We start from the raw sequence: 18,243 nt of genomic DNA, 5'->3' as shown, positions 1-18,243 counted from the left end.
GTGTAGGCAAATATCCATAAGTGCGCTTGGCTTGATCAATCAGGTTCAATTCGCTGGCGGTAGAGAAGCAAAAGGGGATCGCACCGGCTTCTTCGATAAATATAGTTTTCAGTTCTTCAAAAGCTGTAATCACCAGCCAGTCGATGCCGTTAACATGATGGATAAACATAGAGTTTCTCGGTAATTCTGATGCGGAGATTTTATCACTATCAGGGGAGAACGTAGTAGAGATTTAGTTGCGAAAGGCGGTAATTCTGTGCCATTTCCAGACATTCACTAGGCCAACTTGAAACACGTTTTTGTCCAGTGACGAGTCAGGGCGATCTGCTCTGACTCACCTTTGCCCCATTATTATTTAGAACTAAAACTCATTCATATCCTGTTAGTGAGTGTTTGTTCTAGCAAAAGTAATGCATGTCGAAAGCTACGATCCGATCCTGTTGATCCATTTTTAAGAGGTTTGGTGCAATATTCTTGAAAGTTAAGTTTGTACAAAAATCAAGCAATATTTTTTTGTTATGGCTATAGTTAAACCAATTTTATATTCGAAACTTGCAATCCTCTTAACCTCTCTAATTCAGGAAGTTAGCGGTCACTTACTGATTTCTTCAATTTTGTCAGTTATCCACAACACATCCAAGATCCCCACCTTGAAAACCATTACATATAGCACTATCTTGTGGTTGTAAAATTTATAATCACTACATGTTGTGTCTGTGGGGGCGCTAAATGTAAAATAGGAGGAAGATTGATAGATAGCCGAAAAAGAAAACCCCTAACGATTGTCAGGGGTCACTTAAGACAATTACCTACCAAGTACGATGCTCATCTAGACTTGAGAACTTTGGCATAGCATCCAATTGGTGGACTGAAAATAAGATTTACCAATAATGGGAGCATGACTATGCCAAAAAATAAAAAGCAAACCTCAAGCGATTTAGCTTCACTAGCTGCTCAAACACTTAATAACCCAAACTCTTCTGCAATTGCTAAAGCATTTGCAGGGTCGGCTCTTTCACAGTCATCTACATCAAGACAGACCAGTTCTGATATGGAAAGTAAAGCGTCTATAGCCTTACAAAGTTCCAAGTACAGCAAAGAGACAAAATCTTTAGCTGCATCTGTTCTATCTCAATCTAACAAGTCGCGATAGGAGGAATTTATGTCTAGAAAACACCTTTTACACGACATAAGCACTTGCCTAGAAAGCGTAGGGTTCAAACAAAGCTCGTCAGGTCAACCAAATACCTTTGAAAGCAATGTTCAATATCCTAGTACTCTATTTCCCGAGAAAAATGATTACGCACACTTTGTCTTACATACAGCTCAAGGAACTGTGCAGATAGCAGCTAAGTATCAAGAGTCACATGGTACAGCTATCGAAAAGCTAGCCTATACCGCAATGGATGCAGCTAATTCTGAACATCAAGAATACCTAGTCGTCTGTGGCGGTGAGGAGTTACTAAAGCATAATCGCGCAATCAATTTTCTAAATGCTCAAAAGAGTATTGCTCCTAAGTTACTAGCACTTAACATTAATGAGCTACAAAATCAGTTAGTTAGATATTACGATCCAAAAGTAGCTTGATATTAATGAGGCACTTCGGTGCCTTATATTTTCAAAGAAAAGGTGAATATATGGATAACGAGATAGAAGAATGTCCATCCTGCAAAGGAACAGGTGTGGGGAAAGCCAACCCTTTAACTAAATGGTTCGTAAGTAAAGATGATTATGAACCACTGGAATGCCAGCATTGCAATGGTACAGGAAATAAACCTGACTGAAATAGGGGCTTCGTGCCCCATCGTATATTGCTAGAAAAGTCATTCTAACCCCAAAATAATGGAGTCAGCTCATATACCCGCAAAGCAGATAAGAAAGTCATGTGACTATTTTAACGTTTCATCATTTAGGGTTATGAGCACTGAGGTTTCATTTCTGGCTAGTATGCTTTCCGATAGAACGTTCACACTTGGCACTTTCCAACTTAATAGTGCCCCAAGCTGCGCTGGTCATTTATCTCGTTGTGATGTTTGAAATATGACCTGAATTTTCTAATGCGGATAATGTTGACTTAGTACCAACTCTGAATTCGGTAATAAAGCCTGTGGTAATTGATTGCAAATTGACCATTGTTCCAGTGTCAATGTAATATGTGCTTGTATGCATTATATTATGCAAAGGTAAATCCGATAGGGAGCATCATTACATGGCAACTCTCATTGAAAATGCAATAGGTAAGAGCGAATTAAGCTGGTTGAACCTAAGTGACTCACCAATGTCAAGGGATGATGTTTATGAGTCTTGGTGTAAAGCAAATTTCATTTTCAAAGAAGAGGATGTTTCTAATCGCATTTCTGGTTTACGCAAACCTCAAATCGGAGGAATTTTTGCTGCACTAGGTTTTGAACGATCGGATGAAAGTGGCGCGGTGACAATTGTTATGCCGACAGGGACAGGTAAAACCGAAACCATATTGTCGATAGTAGTGGCTGGAAAGTTCAAAAGGACGTTGGTTGTTGTTCCCTCGGATGCGCTCAGAGAGCAGACTAAAGGTAAGTTTGTTAAGCTCGGTCTTCTGCGTGAATTGGGGTTGATAGGTGAAGGTGTCGCTAATCCGATAGTGACCACGATAAAACAAGGAGTCCAGAGCGATGACATTCTAGAAAAGCTCACAGACGCGAATGTTATCGTAACTACTGCGTCAGCACTTACCCAGTTCTCTAAACGTCATTTGAATAAGTTAACCGAAAAATGCTCTCATCTCATTGTAGATGAAGCTCATCATGTGACAGCTAAGAGCTGGGCTAGAATAAAGAGCAAGTTTACAGGTAAGCCTGTTTTTCAGTTTACTGCTACTCCTTTCCGAACTGATCTCTCAAGAATTGAAGGTAGGATCATATTTAATTACCCACTTAGCAAAGCACAAGAGGATGGATATTTTAAGCCAATAGAGTTTCATCCAGTTCGTGAGTTTGTTGAGGAAGTCGCTGATGTGGTTATTGCCCGTAAAGCGATTGAACTTCTGAAAAAGGACATAAGTTCAGGGCTAGACCATATATTAATGGCGAGGGCTAACACAATAAAGAGAGCCGAACAGGTCTTCGAAATTTATAAAAATGAAACAGACCTAAATCCTGTACTGTTAACGAGTAAAGTCAATCAGAAAAAAGAGATTTTGGCTTCAATTCAAAGTGGTAAGCACAAGATTATCGTGTGCGCTAACATGCTTGGTGAAGGCTTTGACCTTCCGCAGTTGAAAGTTTCAGCAGTTCATGATCCTCATAAGAGCATAAATGTAATGCTTCAGTTTACTGGGCGTTTTACTCGAACAACTGAAAATGTTGGCAATGCTAAGTTTATCGCTAACATTGCTGACCCAAAAGTTAATGACAATTTAGATGAACTTTATCGTGAAGACTCTGATTGGAACTCTATTGTAAGTGATATTAGTGCGAAAAAAGTTGATGATGAGAAGAGTTATCAGTCATTTAAAGAGGAGTTTTCATCCCCAAGTAAACTGCTTGATTTGGGTCTGACTCCTAACATTAGTACAACTGTTTATCGGATGAACTTGGCTAAGTGGCAACCCGAGAACTTCTACACTTTTGGCAATAAGAACTTCCAAGTATATGACTCAATAATAAACGATGAGCAAGATACGCTTGTTTTCTCTGTGAAGTCTTATCTGTCAGTCGGATGGACATCATCAAAGGAACTGTACGATGAATCTTGGGATCTTTATATCGCCTACTATGACAATAAATCCGGTTTATTGTTCGTACACTCGTCAGCAAAGGACGGATTAGTTAAGAGGCTTGTGGGTATAATTGCCAAAGGAGCTGTTCAAGTTCAAGGTGAACAAGTGTTTCGTGTATTAGCTGGTCTAAGTAGATTGAAGCTACAAAACGTTGGACTGAACAAAAACAAGAAAGGATTGCGTTACTCAATGCATACAGGGACAGAGATTAATGATCAAATACCTGACATTGAAGCTAAACGCGCAATTAAATCGAATATTTTTGGTAAAGGCTTTGAAAATGGAGGGCTAGTTAGTATCGGTTGTTCATACAAAGGTAAAGTATGGTCAATGGATAGCGACTCGTTAGATAATTGGGTGTCTTGGTGTAAAGATATCGGTGCAAAAATACTAGACGATAGTATTAACACCAATGCGGTTATGAAGACAGCGATGCAGACCGAAGAACTTGAGGAATTTCCAGATATTCCAGTGTTAAGCGTTGAGTGGCCTGTAACCCTTTTAAGAAAAGATAACGCCAAGATTTTCATTTCTAGCCCTAACTGGAAAGAGCCGTTAACACACTGTGAACTATCTTTTGCTCCTGTACAAAATGATAGTCACCTGATGGTTTTTGTGGGTTTGAAAACTGAACACGGAGATGAGGTAATTACAGCTACTCTGAATCAAAAGGGAGAGGTGCTGTTCACACATGACAATCTACTAGAACTACATATAGGTGAGCACTCTGTCGAGTTGGCAGAGTACCTCAATGAAAACCCACCTACTTTCTTCTTGGCTGATACCTCAGTAATTGATGGGGGACTACGCTATTACCTTAGCGATGATTATGCGTACTTGTATAACTTAGCTCATGTAGAGAGTTGGAACTGGGCTGGTATTGATATTTCTGTTGAGTCCCAAACAGAGGCAAGACTAACGAATTCAATCCAATATAAGACAATACAAAATATCATTGATGAATATGATGTTGTATTTGATGACGATGGCTCTGGTGAAGTTGCCGATATTGTAGCCATAAGGAATCAAGAAGACAGAGAACTGACGATTGATCTATACCACTGCAAGTATTGCTCTAAGTCGAACGGTGTCGCTAAACCAAGGGCTAGAGTGGAGGACGTTTATCAAGTTGCTGGGCAAGCCGTTAAAAGTGTTAAGTGGTTTGGTGATAAAGAGAAGCTAATCGATAGACTTATTGAGAGAGAACGTGCGCGTCTAAGGAAAAACAAGGCATCGAGAATTGATAAAGGTAAAATCGAGGACTTGTTGCACTTATCAAAGGTAGCAAGATATGCATCATTTAAACTTGGTATCTCGATTGTACAACCAGCAATAGGTAAATCTCAGATATCAAATGAACAGCTATCAGTGCTTGGTGCGACTGAAGCGTACATACAAGAAGTTAGTGGAGTCAACTTAAGAGTTATTGTGAGTCCTTAGATGTGTGATTCATAGGTATTCTTTCAACTATACTGGATGTCTATGGACAGAGGAATTCAGCAAAGACTACAGTGGGTAAAGACCATAGATGCTTAGCCATACTTATCATTATCCTTTAGCAAAAGCTGTAACTCTGAAATGTCCAGGCATGTGATACACCTGAGGGGCGTAACAACACCTTTGCCCCATTCTCATTTAGATCAAAAGCTCAATCATAGGCCGTTAATACTGTTTTGCTGTATATTTTCTAATGCTGATTGAAGTGTAGAGCAACGTTGAAACTTACTCGCAGTTGAAAGGACAGAATTCCGCTATTGAAATCTAATCAAACTAGACGTCTATCTAGTCGTTGGCTATTCAGTGGATGATTTTCAGACAGTTAAGATAGTCGGACTATAATTAATAGGATTTCTAAATGTGCATGCGACTTTTTGTCGCGGGATGACGTGGGTAATTGAGAGATAAAGACTATACTTTCAGTGCATTAGAGTGTCTGCAGCGACAAATTGTAGGATAGAAAAACGAGAATGCGTACTATACACAGGTTATGTTTCCCTGACTGCTCCACCAGTTTTAAGAAGGATATGAATGAATTCATCAGACCCAAATACTCTGGATAGCATGATTCAGTGGTTGAAGAACAACAAGTGGATTGCACCCGTGATTTTTGCAGGGGTTGTTGTAATAGCCTTATCTCAATTCACAGAAGCAATAGACAAATTATATAAAATTATTGGCGCCCAATTTAAGCAAGACAATTTCCACGTTGAGGGTGACATAATTATTGAACCCGGTGCGGAGTCGGGAGACAATTTAAAGGTGACGGTCTATTGGGAAAAAGATGATTTCCCAAATGAGGGTTACCAATCTCCTGCAGTTGTGAAACTAAATACTGAATCTGGGAGACTATCTTTTAGGCTCGATTTCAAAGAGCCTCCAGCTGAGTTAAACTTAATTCCGATCCCGCATATTGGACAACTCTGTTACCGGAAATATATAGATATAAATGGAAACGAATATGGTAAGCTATCACAAAGGGCAGACAGAGACTATAGCAAATGCGATACTAGCATAACTCTTCCTCCAGATAATAGTAATGAAGGTTATGAGCAGTCCTTTTTCGGCGTCGGTATAATTATCGCGTTTGATGATGTCAATAATAATGGTCTTTTTGATAAAGGTGATATATTCATTGAGAATTGCGGGGATTTTGCAATCACTTACTCAAGAGGAGATTTGAATAAGAGTGGAGAGTGGTTGGCTTCAAGGTACAATCTAAAGAATAAAATCCTACCTGAGGAATTTACTTTTAAGAGTGGTTTTTCACTAGTTAGAGTTGTTAGGGCGAATAAAGAAGACGATTTTAGGTTTGATAAATTAGTTCCAATTGAAAACAGGCGTATAAATTTGATAATAAACAGAGATAAATCAAAAGTAAAATGGCCGAATTGGACATAATGAAATATATAAATCGCATTACAGGCGACACTCGTCCGCTTTATGCGGGTATTAGTTCTCCGGAGGAGATCACCTATGGAAGTTGATGAAGTACAAGAAGATAGGAAGTTAAGAATTGCACGTCTAGAGCATGAGATAGCTGAACTAGAAAGTCAGAGAAAATTATCTCAATTGGCGCGCCATTCGTTCATGATGACTGAAATTATCGCTTCGTTTTGGCTCCCCACTTTTCTTGCTCTTCTTGCTCTTGGTGTACACGTATCCGCGTCAATATTCGGCTTTGAAACTCCATTTAAAGGAGTATTTGCTTGGCTATTCTTCGGGTTCATCTTTATTATCACTATATCTTGGTTGCTGCTTCTAACAATGTTTTTTGGCAGAGCCATAAAGATGTCAGCAGAACTTTCTGATAAAAAAGCCAAGCTAGAAACAGAAATTGCCGAAGAAAAAGCTGAACAAAATAGCTAACATATAAATTCAGCCGACGTAACAACCGCGCAGCTGAGTTAGATGTTACCCTAATTAAACTAATGCTAACCAGCCACAATAGAGTAACAACTGTAACACGTTTCTGTCCAGTGACGAGTCAGGGCGAACTGCTCTGACTCTGTGATCTGCTCTGACTCACCTTTGCCCCTTTTCACGTTAGTAGTTTTGCTGATTCACATTCTGTTAATGCGAGTTTGCCCTACGAAAAGTTATTCGAAGTAGGTGCCTTGTAAGCATAGCTAGGAATTATGCCTCGTTTATCAGTCTAGTCACTCTTTTTTATCGCTAACCTACTGATTATCAATTGAAGTGCTAAAGGAGAGACGGCATCATAGATTAACAGTCAACGGCTCTTAGCCGTCTTAGTGGTGTTAGCTTAAAGAGGGCATATGGATCTTCGGAATGAGATATTAGATGACTACACTTGCTACTGCGAACGTAAAATCTTAGACGAGTTTAAGGTCAAGACTCCTAATCATTATGATCCTATTTATTCCTATCAAAGATATAAATGTCGAATTATTGATAGTATTCCCAGAGAAGTGAAAGAAGCGAATGGTTTTATTGTCCCAAATGAGTTTCAGTCTGCATATGCAGCCATTAAGAGCGATATTCAGACTGGTAATCCTTTAAGGAAATATCAAAGTAGGAAGCTCAAGCAACTGGACTATGACGATGACATGCTGTCGCATTGGGGGATTCAACATTTGCACCTAAGCAATGAGTGCCAAAGTGATGGTTTTGTAAAAAGGACTGGTGAGTTGTTGTTTGTCCACTTTGATAATGCTTATGCTCATATCATCGGTATTTTCAATCACCGGTCTTGGTGTGATTTAGATTTAATTGAAGTTATGCATGAAAACTGGGCAGATCGAATGTCAGTTTTCAGGATGGACTCTGGAATGCAAAAGTTAACCGAGGCTGAGTACAAAACTTTAAGAGACAAGCATGCTAACGCCAATATAATCGTTAATGACGGCACTGAGTATATGAACCCAGGATGTGGAGTTACGGCAAATGGCTCACCTATAAATGCTGTTATAAATTCGCAGAAAGTCATCGCTATGCTCAATCATCAATTTGAAACTATTAAAGCCAATATGCCTCAAATACTCGAGTCAGCTCAGTGTAGTGAAGAGCTTAACAGTGCAACAATTGGTCTGGAAGTGGACAATGAAACTAAGCAGCTAGTATTCACAATCAAAGAAATCGACTTCTTCTTCACGATTTAAGCTAACAAGATAATTGGGCTTCTATGATCTGTGCCAGCCTTTTCGTCTGGCACGTTTATGCCCCGTTATCACTTAGAGTAGTTGCTCACAACACTTTTGAAGCTTGCTATTTGACCTAGTTTTTCTGATGCATCAATATGTGTTTGGTTGACTAATGTTCCTCACCTTTCAATGAACTCAAAAGTGGGGGCACGTCATATCCTCTATGACATTAAAAAAATAATGGACTCGTTATGACTAAGATTCCAGTCGGTTTTAGGTGTTCGACAGATAGATTCAAAAAATCAATTAGCATTGAAAAAAAACTTGATGAGATGGATGAAAAAATTAAGAACACATTAAAGCGCATGTCAGAAGCTAATCCCGGCTCCCAGGAACACAAGAAGCTGACCAATACGCTTAATCAGTTAGAACAATCATACAAGCGTAAAAAGGCTGAACTAAAAGAAGTTAAAAGCAATCATCCACAACATTTCTCTGCTGAACTGCCCTCCCGAAAAAAGAAGAAAGCTAAAAAAGGTAAATCCATCCAGCAACAGTTAAAAGACAGCAGCCAAACCCGGAAGCTTAAAGAGTGGAATGCTATTCAGGCTCAAGCCCGGCGGGAGAGAGAGGTAAATCAAAGAGTTTTAAAAAAATCTAAGCTAGCAAAACAGAAGGCTATCGCTGATAGGACGTATGCTAGCGAATTAAGAAAAATGGATGAATCATTCAAGCAGCTTGTTGGGCTGGAACTAGGGGTAAAAAACATGCAAAGAGAAAGAGTAGACGTATTTATCAGTCATGCTTCAGAGGATAAAGATTCAATCGTGCGAGAGTTAGCTGACTCATTGATATCAGAGGGAGTTAAGGTCTGGTACGACGAATATTCATTATCTATCGGTGACAGCTTAAGCGCCTCCATCAATAAGGGATTGAATGAGTGTACATTTGGCATTGTKATCCTTTCTCCCAACTTTATCAAAAAGCGCTGGCCGGAAATAGAACTGCAAAGTTTGTATGCCAAAGAAGTCCATAAAGGTAAAACGATACTTCCGATCTGGCACCGAATCACCGTTGATGAGGTAATTGAATTCAACCTTCATTTGGCAGACAAGTTTGCTTTCAATTCTGCTATTCATTCAATTCAGGCAATGACAACCGCCATCATTGGAGAGCTGGACAAGAAACTAACGCAATCTGTTGCTAGTTGAAGCGCTATGGTTGATTTTATCCAGCAGTGTGCTGATGGGGCAATTTGACTCGGAACTGCCCCCTTTTCTACACAGCACCACTCAGCATCTCACTTCTTCAAATTGACATTTGACCAAATTTTCCTTATGCATGTAAGGCTTTGAGGGGGCATCATATAACGTGTTCGAGCAGCTAAAATCTGTCTAGTGAAAACAGGGGAGTCCACTCAATCTATGTTTTAATATGTAAGATGCACTTTCGCTTGCTCTAAATTACATTGTTCGAAGTTATCAAACCATTGCTCCCAAGTATAATTTATCTCTGGATTCATGAACATATTAGATACAAGTCCACCCCTTCCACCATCGATAGAATGTTTATCGTTCCATTTGTTTATATAATCAAGCACTTCAGATAATAGTTTTTCATTATATCGGCACGCTTCAGTGTAGCCACTCGGTATTTCACCTTTAACAGCCCTAATTATGCCTGAGGTGCTCATCATCCCAGTAATATCGCTTTCCAACTGATTTAGTTTACCTCCCAATGAGTTTGGTAAAACTCGAATGAGATGCGCTGACACATCTTCATTATTAAGGGCCTTAAGACGCTGAAATGGAGGCTGTCTACTTACACCAACTTTGATGTAATCTTGCTCGATTTTGTGATTGGAAAGTAAGCATAGATATAGCCAGCCAGGCTCTTTTTCACACAAATCTCTACCGCTACGGCTGCATTTTGAGCATCTTTTATTCCCGTAAATGAAATTATCCACGCTTGTGTCGACATTTTTATGTCTGCACAGTACTTCATTTTCTTTATTTAACAACCTGTTACAGCACCATTTGAACTTCTGACTAGTGTCAAAATTTTCGTTAGGGGTTAGCCAGCCAAGAAATTCATGCCCTTCTTGTTCTAGCATGATTTTCAACTGTTGCTCTCTTTGCTCCCTTGTGAGATTAGATTTACCAGAGCAAAGACAGGGGAGATGACCTTTAGCTGTAAGGTTATGTATATTATTTGCAATAAAAGGTTGCTTTACAATTCCCATGATTACTAATTCGTGCTCTGCACATTTAAAGCATGTAACTTGTATGGTGCCATTCGGGCCCCTAACAATCTTAACCTCATCGTTATAATTAACTTTAGCTTTAGCTGTTAGTATTTCGTTTGATTGGGTTCTATGGTTGCGTATGCTCTCGCTAAGGCACTTGTCACAACTAGAGTTCGAGTTGAGATACGTATTAACTAATTTTACGAATTCTTTTTGGTGTCTCTGACATTTGAGCTTGACATGATTTTCCCTGTCAACCTTAGCCACATTTACTATATTCTTACAATCATCATCTTCATAGTATCCTTCAAACGAGTGTCCTCTCTCTTCACTTATAAGCATCACTTTGTTGTTAGTATGTTTGCTCCGGAAACTAGAATCTAAATTTTGGTGGATTCTCTTTCCGCAATAACAAGGAAGGTTGTTTTCGATATTCGAAATATTAATTTCAAATTCTAAGCCCGAAAAACGGTTAGTACACCTAGAGCATGAAAATACACCTCTTCTTTCTTTCCCCTTTCCAATGATCCTTTCAAAAGTAATTGTGTGTTTTTCACCTCCAGTTACTATATCGAAAGTAGAACCAATTAGTTCAGGAATAAAGTTGAATTGAACCTCACATCCATCACTTTTCCATTTTTTGAACTTCTTCTCGTAAAACTCTATCACTTTCTGGGGAGCATAGATGCTTCTATGAGGGTTATCAAAAGGGTGTTTTTCATTTTTATTTTCTTTAAAAATGAAGTGCTTTTTTTGTTTCCTTATTCTGCTTTTCTCCACACAGAAGCATCCAACCTCATAAACTCTGAGGCGTCTGTCACTACTTTCGGGGATGACATCTAACTTACTATCTGAGGCAATGTTATCTGAGAAGTATACTGGTCGAAGATCATGATAGTAGTTGATTCCACATGAGTCACAATTGATCAATGTGTTTTTGCCATTTACGCCAGAAACCAAATCAAGAATTGTATGTTTAGACAATCCGTCATCTGTTGGGACAATGAAGTATTTTCCTACAAGTGATCCACAAGCAGGTTTGCGACCGGGCTTTTGGGAGGTCATATATGTTCCGTTGATTCCTATATTGTTGAGGGAGGTTTATAACAAAAAGGAGTACAGCTCTTCAATTGTGAAGTTCCTCCAAGCTTTTATGCATAATCTGTATTAATTTAATATAAGCCAAATTAAGTAGATGATCTCACTCGAATTTGCCCCAAAACAATCTAGCGGCAGATCAAGCCACAAATCTCTGTACCATCATTTGACATTATTTTTCCTAACACCTAGTCATTGCCTATCTAGTCGACTGCTATTTTGGGTGCCGGAACCATCATTCCCTCATGCAGCCTCGACATACCTCAAGAAACCGGAACTACCCACCCGCAATTCATTGCTTTTTAGCATAAAAAAACAGAGCATGCTTGGTACTTAAATGCATTGGAGTTCACATGCCTCAGAATGTAGAAATTAACTGGGATAGTTCAACAACGATTGAAAGTGCTCATTACCCCAAAGACACGCTAGACCGTGCTAAGTACGCCCAGTACCTAACAAATTTCCTTGCGTCGAAGGGGTATGACGAGAGCGCGGAAAATGATGACAAGAAGCGAAACTACGTTCTCAACCTGAACTCCGAATGGGGTAGTGGTAAGACATACTTCCTTCGTCGTTGGGCTGAAGACCTAAAAACGCATCATCCCGTTGTCTATGTTGATGCTTGGCAGCAGGACTATTCAGATGATCCGTTGATGACGGTAATTTCTTCTATGACTAAGCAACTTCGAGAGCAAGCTGGTAAGACAGAAGACAAGACAATGTTCAGTGTAGTTGGCAAGGCTGGAGGTCTATTTAAAGCTCTAGCTCCAGCCATTGTTGGTGGGGTAACTAAGAAGTTTACTGGTATTGATTTCGCTGCTGTTATGAATGATGCCGAGGAAGCGAACGCAGAATCTGAGTTAAAGGATGAAGACGATAAACCTTTAGATATGAGTGCCGCTGCGTCTAAAGCTGTACAGTACATGCTGGACGAACATGATGGAAAAGCTAAAGCAATTTCAGCCTTGAAGGAAAGTGTCTGTCAGTGGCTTGAGGCAGTAATAGGGCTTACCGATAAAAACTACCCGGCCTTCGTCCTCATTGATGAATTAGACCGCTGCCGTCCGAGCTACGCCGTAGAAATGCTGGAGACAATAAAGCACATCTTCAACATTAAAGGCGTTGTCTTTGTTGTGGCGACGGACACTGAACAGTTACAGCATGCTGTTAAAGCTGTCTATGGGGAGGGTTTTGATGCTGGTATCTACCTTGGGCGTTTCTTCGATGCTAGGTACACGCTGAGAGAAACTGATTATGAGCAGCTTTTGGAAGTACATTGCGATCTTCACAAGATTTCAATGTCAGGCTTGAGTGATAGTGGACTGACAGTATGGCCGAGATGTGCAGATAAAGCAGAGAAAGGTAACGATGATACGGAAACGAAGATTGACATAGAAAAACGCAACCTATCAGCGATACTGCGAGCATTTGGATTGTCTGCAAGAGAGGCTATCCAAGTGATGGAAAGGTTGGCCTCGACCATCACCAATATGCGCCCAGGAAGTGCTATGAATCTGTACTATTTGGTTATCTTAATGTGCATGAAGGAAAAATACCCAGAGTTCTTCACTAAGCTAAAGAACAAGACAATCTTTTCAGGCAACTCACAAAGTGCATGGAATACCTTTGCTCACAATCTTTTTCTCGGAGAGACAGTATTAGAAATCCACATTGATACCAACTCGTTTTTTACAGAGTTTTTAGAGAATAACGGTGGTATGAAAATCCGGAGACAGAGCCAATATCTACCTACAGACACGACAGTCACCTTAAGCAACTACTTCTATAACATACACGGCTCGATGCAAAGTGGTTTCAGTCGAGATAACTCCTTTTCCGGTCTGATGAGCGCAAACAGAGGTTCAAGTAGCAGAGGAGAAGTTTTGACGATAAACAATATTGATAACTGGCTGCAGTACGGATGCCATTGGGTTGAGGAAGATTGTGTAGTAAAGGATGAAGGTAGTGTCAGCAACTCCCCAATAGAGCGAGTATCGTTCTACGATCGATATAAAGATCTCGTAGAGCTCAGCACCGCTCTAGACGTTTAACCCATTACTTCAGGCTGTCTGTAGCGGATTAGCAAATCTGGCCGCATATTTACAGTTAATTACCATGTCTTGGCATATTAAAAGTGATCTGAAATATAAAGTATTCCACAGACTTCGTAACAAGGGAATGCCCTATTCCGTGCTAGAGCAATTATCCGTCACACTTTAAAGTTGGACGTTTGACCTACTTTTTCTAATCAGTGTAGTGTCTAGTGAAGTGAGGTCTTACCACATAATGCAAGAGTTGCTTACAGGCAGCAATCGCTTGCCATTCAAGATAGTCTAAGGAACATGGATGTTAGTAGAGAATGACTTGGTGTTAAAACCAATCAGTGAACTTCTAGATAAATCGTTTTTTATTCCCGCTTACCAGCGGGGGTATCGTTGGACAAAACGCCAAGTTACTGAACTACTCGATGATATCAAGGAGTTTCAGCAACAAGCAGAAGAAGGCCCTAAAAGTGCCTTTTACTGCTTGCAACCGATTGTAGTAAAAAGGCGTGGCGATACCTGGGAGCTGGTCGACGGTCAACAAAGACTTACAACAATCTTTATCATTCTGAGTTGCCTTAAAGATGTCGCCGCAATCTTTGGCCTTGGTACCTATAAGTTACGCTACGAAACAAGAGAGAATAGTGCTGCTTTTTTGGAAAACATTGATGTTGCACTAAGTAATGACAACATCGACTTTTTCCACATATGTGAAGCTAAGCAGGCAATTGAAAACTGGCTCGGCAAGCAAGCTCCAACTTATAAAATGAAGTTGTTTGAGTCTTTGGTTAACAATGACCAAGTGGGAAAAAATGTAAAAATTATATGGTATGAGATTGGCGAAGCAGAAAACGCAACATCCGTCTTCACTCGCCTTAACGTTGGTAAGATACCTTTAGTAAACGCTGAACTAGTCAAAGCCCTGTTCTTAAAGTCTAGTAACTTTAATGACAGTACAGGTGGAAAATACCTTCAGCAGTTAAGTATTGCCCAAGACTGGGATGCCATAGAGAAACGCCTTCAAGATGATGCCTTTTGGTACTTTATCAGTAATAAAAATTACAAAACAAATAGAATAGAACTTGTTTTAGATCTTGCCGCAAAAGAGTTATGTGACGACGGAATTCAAACAACAGACCCCTTACGAACATTCCTTAAGTTCAACCACTTACTTTCAGATAAATCCAAAAACGTTCCATTGGAATGGCTCAAGGTAAAACAGTGCTTCATGACTCTAGAAGAGTGGTATAATGATAGAGCTTTGTTTCATTTAGTGGGTTTTTTAGTAGCCAACCGAAGCTGCTCTATTGATGAACTCTTTTCTCTTCAGAAAAAATCTCAAACTAAGCAGTCATTTAAAAAATTATTGTTGAACAAAATTTTCGCTCCTTTGTTTCCGCAGACAAACTTTAGTTGCTTACAACTGGAGTCAATAGCGGAAGAACTTATGCAATTGAGCTACGGAAGGAATGACAGCAAGATAAAGAATGTTCTGTTGTTGTTTAACATAGCAAGTCTGCTTGCTAACCCGAGAACTAACTCAAGGTTTCAGTTTGAGCGTTTCAAAGATGAGGAGTGGGACATTGAACACATAAGATCAGTAGCCTCTGAAATGCCTCACAGTAAAGATAAGCAAAAGGTATGGTTGAGAAACGTTGTCGACTATATCTCAGATGAGAACACATATGAGCCAAATGAACGTCCTGAGAGCTTTGCTGAACAAGCTAGAACTATTAAAGAAAGTGCTTGCGAACTGTTACACAGTAAAATATTTGACTCAGTCCAATTTGAAAAAATCTATCAACAAATCTTAGAACTCTATGATCCCTTCAGTCGTGATGAAGTTGATAACTCTGTCGGAAATTTAACTTTACTGGATAGTCATACTAACCGCAGTTACCAAAACGCAGTTTTCCCAATAAAAAGGTTTCGAATGATTGAGCTAGATAAACAAGCTACGTTTGTTCCTCTTTGTACGAAAAACGTTTTCTTGAAGTATTACAGCAAACATGTGGACAAGATGCTTTTTTGGGAGCCTAAAGACAGTCAAGATCACCAAAATGCAATGGCTGAAACAATCTATGGCTTAGCCTGTGGTGAAGGGGTTTATAAATGAACAAAGGACAATGCTTAACATTCTTCGGGTTATTTGACTTTGTAGAGGCCATTGAAATACCAATACTTCAAAGGGATTATGCCCAGGGAAGAAAAGAAGCTCTGGACGTCAGAACTTTGTTTTTGAGCTCGTTACATGATGCTTTGTTAGTTACTGAAGAAGATAGAGAAACGTCGCTCGATTTAGATTTTGTGTACGGTAGCTTTGAAGGAGAAGATGGTGGCGTGTTTTCAGTTCTCGATGGGCAACAACGCTTAACGACTCTCTTCCTCCTGCACTGGTTTTTAGCTTTGAAGAGCAACCGCTTAGAGTCTTTTCGAGATAAGTTTGTAACATCAGACGGTTTATCACGATTCAGATATAAGACAAGGCACAGTACAACAGAGTTTTTCAATGCTCTGACATCTGCCCATTTTGAAACTATAGAGCTGGATAACATCAGTGGTCAGATTTGTGACAGCCAGTGGTTTTACGCGTCATGGATTTATGACCCAACGGTTCAATCATGTTTATGCATGCTAGATGCGATATCTAATAAGTTCAAAAACATTGATATTGATTTGTATGAACGGCTTACAAATACGGTTAGGCCATACATCACCTTTCAGTACCTCAATCTACATTCATTCAAGCTGTCTGATGACTTGTACATCAAGATGAATGCAAGAGGCAAGCCTTTAACAGCATTCGAAAACTTCAAAGCTTGGTTGTTTGATCAAGTCGAAAATGAGTTACCAGCAAGTCAATTTGAGTATAAAGTTGATCAGCAATGGACAGATATATTCTGGAAGCATAGTGTCGAAGAAAACGTTGACTTCGATCTGACCTATCTGAGGTTTTTTAACTTAATCGCTTTTTTTCACGGGTGTGAGACAACAGTAGGCAGTTACACATTACTAACACCAGGCGAAAAATCTATGCTTAGGGAGATGCGGGACTCCCGTAATTACATTCCTTACTCTTATCTAAATAAAATACAGGCATTCAAGAGAAAGGATCTAGTTCGAATTACCAAAGCGCTAGATTTTATCGAATCTAGCCAAAGCAATGAAATTACTGACCTATTTTACATTGTCCTAAAAGCTTCAAATAATGTCTCTTTGGCTAAGTTCTATGCCTTATTGGTTTTTACAGAGAATGCACCTGAAGTTGAATCATGGAATGAGAACACATTAGTTCAATTGTCTCGCTGGATCAGAGTTACCAATAACTTAATCAATAATCATCGACTTGATGATATGACCTCATTTATTGCCTCAATCAAGGCTTTACATCAACTCTCAGAGCAAAGCCAATCTATCTACGAAGGGATAACGCACGAAACTTTCGAGACTAGTGGATTTGCAAAGGAGCAGTGGCATGAAGAAATTCAAAAAGCCCGACTGATCTTGAGTGACAACAATTGGGAGTGTTCCCTAAAACGATATGAGGCGCACAGCTATCTCAATGGAAAGCTCTTGTTTATCCTCGTTATGGCAGAGAATGATAACGATATAAACCTAAGTGTATTTGAAAGCTATGCTGACAAAGTTAGCACGCTGCTGAGTTTACAAGTGTTAAACTCACCCAACTACCTTCTCCAAAGAGCTCTTTTGTCACAAGATTTTTATTTAATTGAAGATGGTTACAACAGGTTTTCTTTCGGGATGCCAAACAATACAAGTTATCGAGATAGAGCTGAGAATTGGTTCAAAATTGTAGTTAAACCTTCTTTTAAAGTACTGGTTGATAAGATAAGCGGTAGCGACCTCGATAGTGTAAATTCAAGCCTACAGGAAATAATCGATTCAAGCAGTGTTAACGGCTGGAGAGAGCTGATAGTCAAAAGCCCTGAAACTATCCGTTACTGCAAAAACAATTTGATACACAAGCAAGGTGAGGTGGTTTATCTGCTTTCCAAAACAAACCGCAGAGGCTATCACGCAGAGTTGTATAGTTTTGTTCTGAACTTGAAGCTTCAAAGTATTAGTCAAAGTGGTAGCTTGCCAGATGACATCACTTTGTTAAATTACGAGTATGTCTATGGCGATGAGACTCCTAAAGCGAAACTAAAAATCGCCGATGAAGAGTTTGGTATTTGTTTCAAGCAAAGTAAGTACGCAGTTGTTAGGAAGACTCCTCATTCAGAGTACCCATCATATCTAGTTGACAGTGTTGTAGAAACACCAGAAAAGATCATGAATTTGTTGTTGTCTCTTGGAGTGGCGAAGGATGCTATTGCATGAGTTGTAATGACCCATAGAAGAGTTGGACATGGCAATTTGCCAGACTCCACCTAATCAGGATCTTTCTAATCTAACAAAACATGTATCTCGGAAATGTCCAAAACTGTGCTAGCAACAACTATCAGACCCTGAGCTTTCTGTGGCTCTGTTCTTTC

12 protein-coding genes are annotated in these 18,243 nt (G+C 39.6%); 11 read left to right on the top strand and 1 reads right to left on the bottom strand.

Going from position 1 to position 18,243, the window contains the following annotated elements; all coding sequences use genetic code 11:
* Positions 1-904 precede the first annotated feature (904 nt).
* The 8 genes from L4D19_RS29150 (at position 905) to L4D19_RS29115 (ending at position 9,573) form a co-directional block, all read left to right on the top strand.
* Positions 905-1,153 (top strand): hypothetical protein, encoded by a 249-nt coding sequence (locus L4D19_RS29150; protein ID WP_428455282.1) that lies wholly within the window; start codon positions 905-907, stop codon positions 1,151-1,153.
* 9 nt (positions 1,154-1,162) lie between these two features.
* A complete protein-coding gene (locus tag L4D19_RS29145; RefSeq protein ID WP_428455281.1) occupies positions 1,163-1,588 on the top strand; it encodes a PD-(D/E)XK nuclease superfamily protein in 426 nt (141 codons plus the stop codon).
* A gap of 50 nt (positions 1,589-1,638) precedes the next feature.
* The gene (locus L4D19_RS29140) at positions 1,639-1,785 is read left to right on the top strand and encodes a hypothetical protein (RefSeq protein ID WP_428455280.1); all 147 of its coding nucleotides are present in this window, start codon (positions 1,639-1,641) and stop codon (positions 1,783-1,785) included.
* A 425-nt stretch (positions 1,786-2,210) separates the two neighbouring features.
* Positions 2,211-5,201 (top strand): DEAD/DEAH box helicase, encoded by a 2,991-nt coding sequence (locus tag L4D19_RS29135; RefSeq protein WP_428455279.1) that lies wholly within the window; start codon positions 2,211-2,213, stop codon positions 5,199-5,201.
* A 588-nt stretch (positions 5,202-5,789) separates the two neighbouring features.
* On the top strand, positions 5,790-6,659 hold the full coding sequence (locus L4D19_RS29130; RefSeq protein ID WP_428455278.1) for a hypothetical protein: 870 nt from the start codon (positions 5,790-5,792) through the stop codon (positions 6,657-6,659).
* 75 nt (positions 6,660-6,734) lie between these two features.
* Positions 6,735-7,127, top strand: coding sequence for a hypothetical protein (locus L4D19_RS29125; protein ID WP_428455277.1), 393 nt, complete (start codon positions 6,735-6,737; stop codon positions 7,125-7,127).
* A gap of 410 nt (positions 7,128-7,537) precedes the next feature.
* Positions 7,538-8,380 carry a hypothetical protein gene (locus L4D19_RS29120; protein WP_428455276.1) on the top strand — a complete coding sequence of 281 codons (843 nt, stop codon included), beginning with the start codon at positions 7,538-7,540 and terminating at the stop codon, positions 8,378-8,380.
* A gap of 233 nt (positions 8,381-8,613) precedes the next feature.
* Positions 8,614-9,573, top strand: a complete 960-nt coding sequence (locus L4D19_RS29115; RefSeq protein ID WP_428455275.1) for a toll/interleukin-1 receptor domain-containing protein — start codon at positions 8,614-8,616, stop codon at positions 9,571-9,573.
* Between the two features lie 218 nt (positions 9,574-9,791).
* Here L4D19_RS29115 and L4D19_RS29110 read toward each other — a convergent pair whose 3' ends face one another.
* Positions 9,792-11,672 carry a hypothetical protein gene (locus L4D19_RS29110; RefSeq protein ID WP_428455274.1) on the bottom strand — a complete coding sequence of 627 codons (1,881 nt, stop codon included), beginning with the start codon at positions 11,670-11,672 and terminating at the stop codon, positions 9,792-9,794.
* A 386-nt stretch (positions 11,673-12,058) separates the two neighbouring features.
* Here L4D19_RS29110 and L4D19_RS29105 point away from each other — a divergent pair, with 386 nt between their 5' ends.
* From L4D19_RS29105 to L4D19_RS29095, 3 genes are all read left to right on the top strand, one after another.
* Positions 12,059-13,756 (top strand): KAP family P-loop NTPase fold protein, encoded by a 1,698-nt coding sequence (locus L4D19_RS29105; RefSeq protein ID WP_428455273.1) that lies wholly within the window; start codon positions 12,059-12,061, stop codon positions 13,754-13,756.
* A 295-nt stretch (positions 13,757-14,051) separates the two neighbouring features.
* A complete protein-coding gene (locus tag L4D19_RS29100; protein ID WP_428455272.1) occupies positions 14,052-15,863 on the top strand; it encodes a DUF262 domain-containing protein in 1,812 nt (603 codons plus the stop codon).
* The gene (locus tag L4D19_RS29095) at positions 15,860-18,088 is read left to right on the top strand and encodes a DUF262 domain-containing protein (RefSeq protein WP_428455271.1); all 2,229 of its coding nucleotides are present in this window, start codon (positions 15,860-15,862) and stop codon (positions 18,086-18,088) included. Before L4D19_RS29100 ends, L4D19_RS29095 begins: the two co-directional genes overlap by 4 nt.
* Positions 18,089-18,243 lie beyond the last annotated feature (155 nt).

The sequence above is a fragment of the Photobacterium kasasachensis genome (assembly GCF_050336885.1).
Taxonomy (GTDB): domain Bacteria; phylum Pseudomonadota; class Gammaproteobacteria; order Enterobacterales; family Vibrionaceae; genus Photobacterium; species Photobacterium kasasachensis.
The sequence above is the reverse complement of the archived record's forward strand: the minus strand, read 5'-3'. Positions and strand labels throughout refer to the sequence as shown.

Excerpts from the sequence above, each read along its gene's own strand:
- L4D19_RS29140 (WP_428455280.1), top strand. The coding sequence starts at position 1,639 with ATGGATAACGAGATAGAAGAATGTCCATCCTGCAAAGGAACAGGTGTG.
- L4D19_RS29110 (WP_428455274.1), bottom strand. The coding sequence starts at position 11,672 with ATGACCTCCCAAAAGCCCGGTCGCAAACCTGCTTGTGGATCACTTGTA.
- L4D19_RS29100 (WP_428455272.1), top strand. The coding sequence starts at position 14,052 with ATGTTAGTAGAGAATGACTTGGTGTTAAAACCAATCAGTGAACTTCTA.
- L4D19_RS29130 (WP_428455278.1), top strand. The coding sequence starts at position 5,790 with ATGAATTCATCAGACCCAAATACTCTGGATAGCATGATTCAGTGGTTG.
- L4D19_RS29125 (WP_428455277.1), top strand. The coding sequence starts at position 6,735 with ATGGAAGTTGATGAAGTACAAGAAGATAGGAAGTTAAGAATTGCACGT.
- L4D19_RS29095 (WP_428455271.1), top strand. The coding sequence starts at position 15,860 with ATGAACAAAGGACAATGCTTAACATTCTTCGGGTTATTTGACTTTGTA.
- L4D19_RS29145 (WP_428455281.1), top strand. The coding sequence starts at position 1,163 with ATGTCTAGAAAACACCTTTTACACGACATAAGCACTTGCCTAGAAAGC.
- L4D19_RS29105 (WP_428455273.1), top strand. The coding sequence starts at position 12,059 with ATGCCTCAGAATGTAGAAATTAACTGGGATAGTTCAACAACGATTGAA.
- L4D19_RS29120 (WP_428455276.1), top strand. The coding sequence starts at position 7,538 with ATGGATCTTCGGAATGAGATATTAGATGACTACACTTGCTACTGCGAA.
- L4D19_RS29135 (WP_428455279.1), top strand. The coding sequence starts at position 2,211 with ATGGCAACTCTCATTGAAAATGCAATAGGTAAGAGCGAATTAAGCTGG.
- L4D19_RS29150 (WP_428455282.1), top strand. The coding sequence starts at position 905 with ATGCCAAAAAATAAAAAGCAAACCTCAAGCGATTTAGCTTCACTAGCT.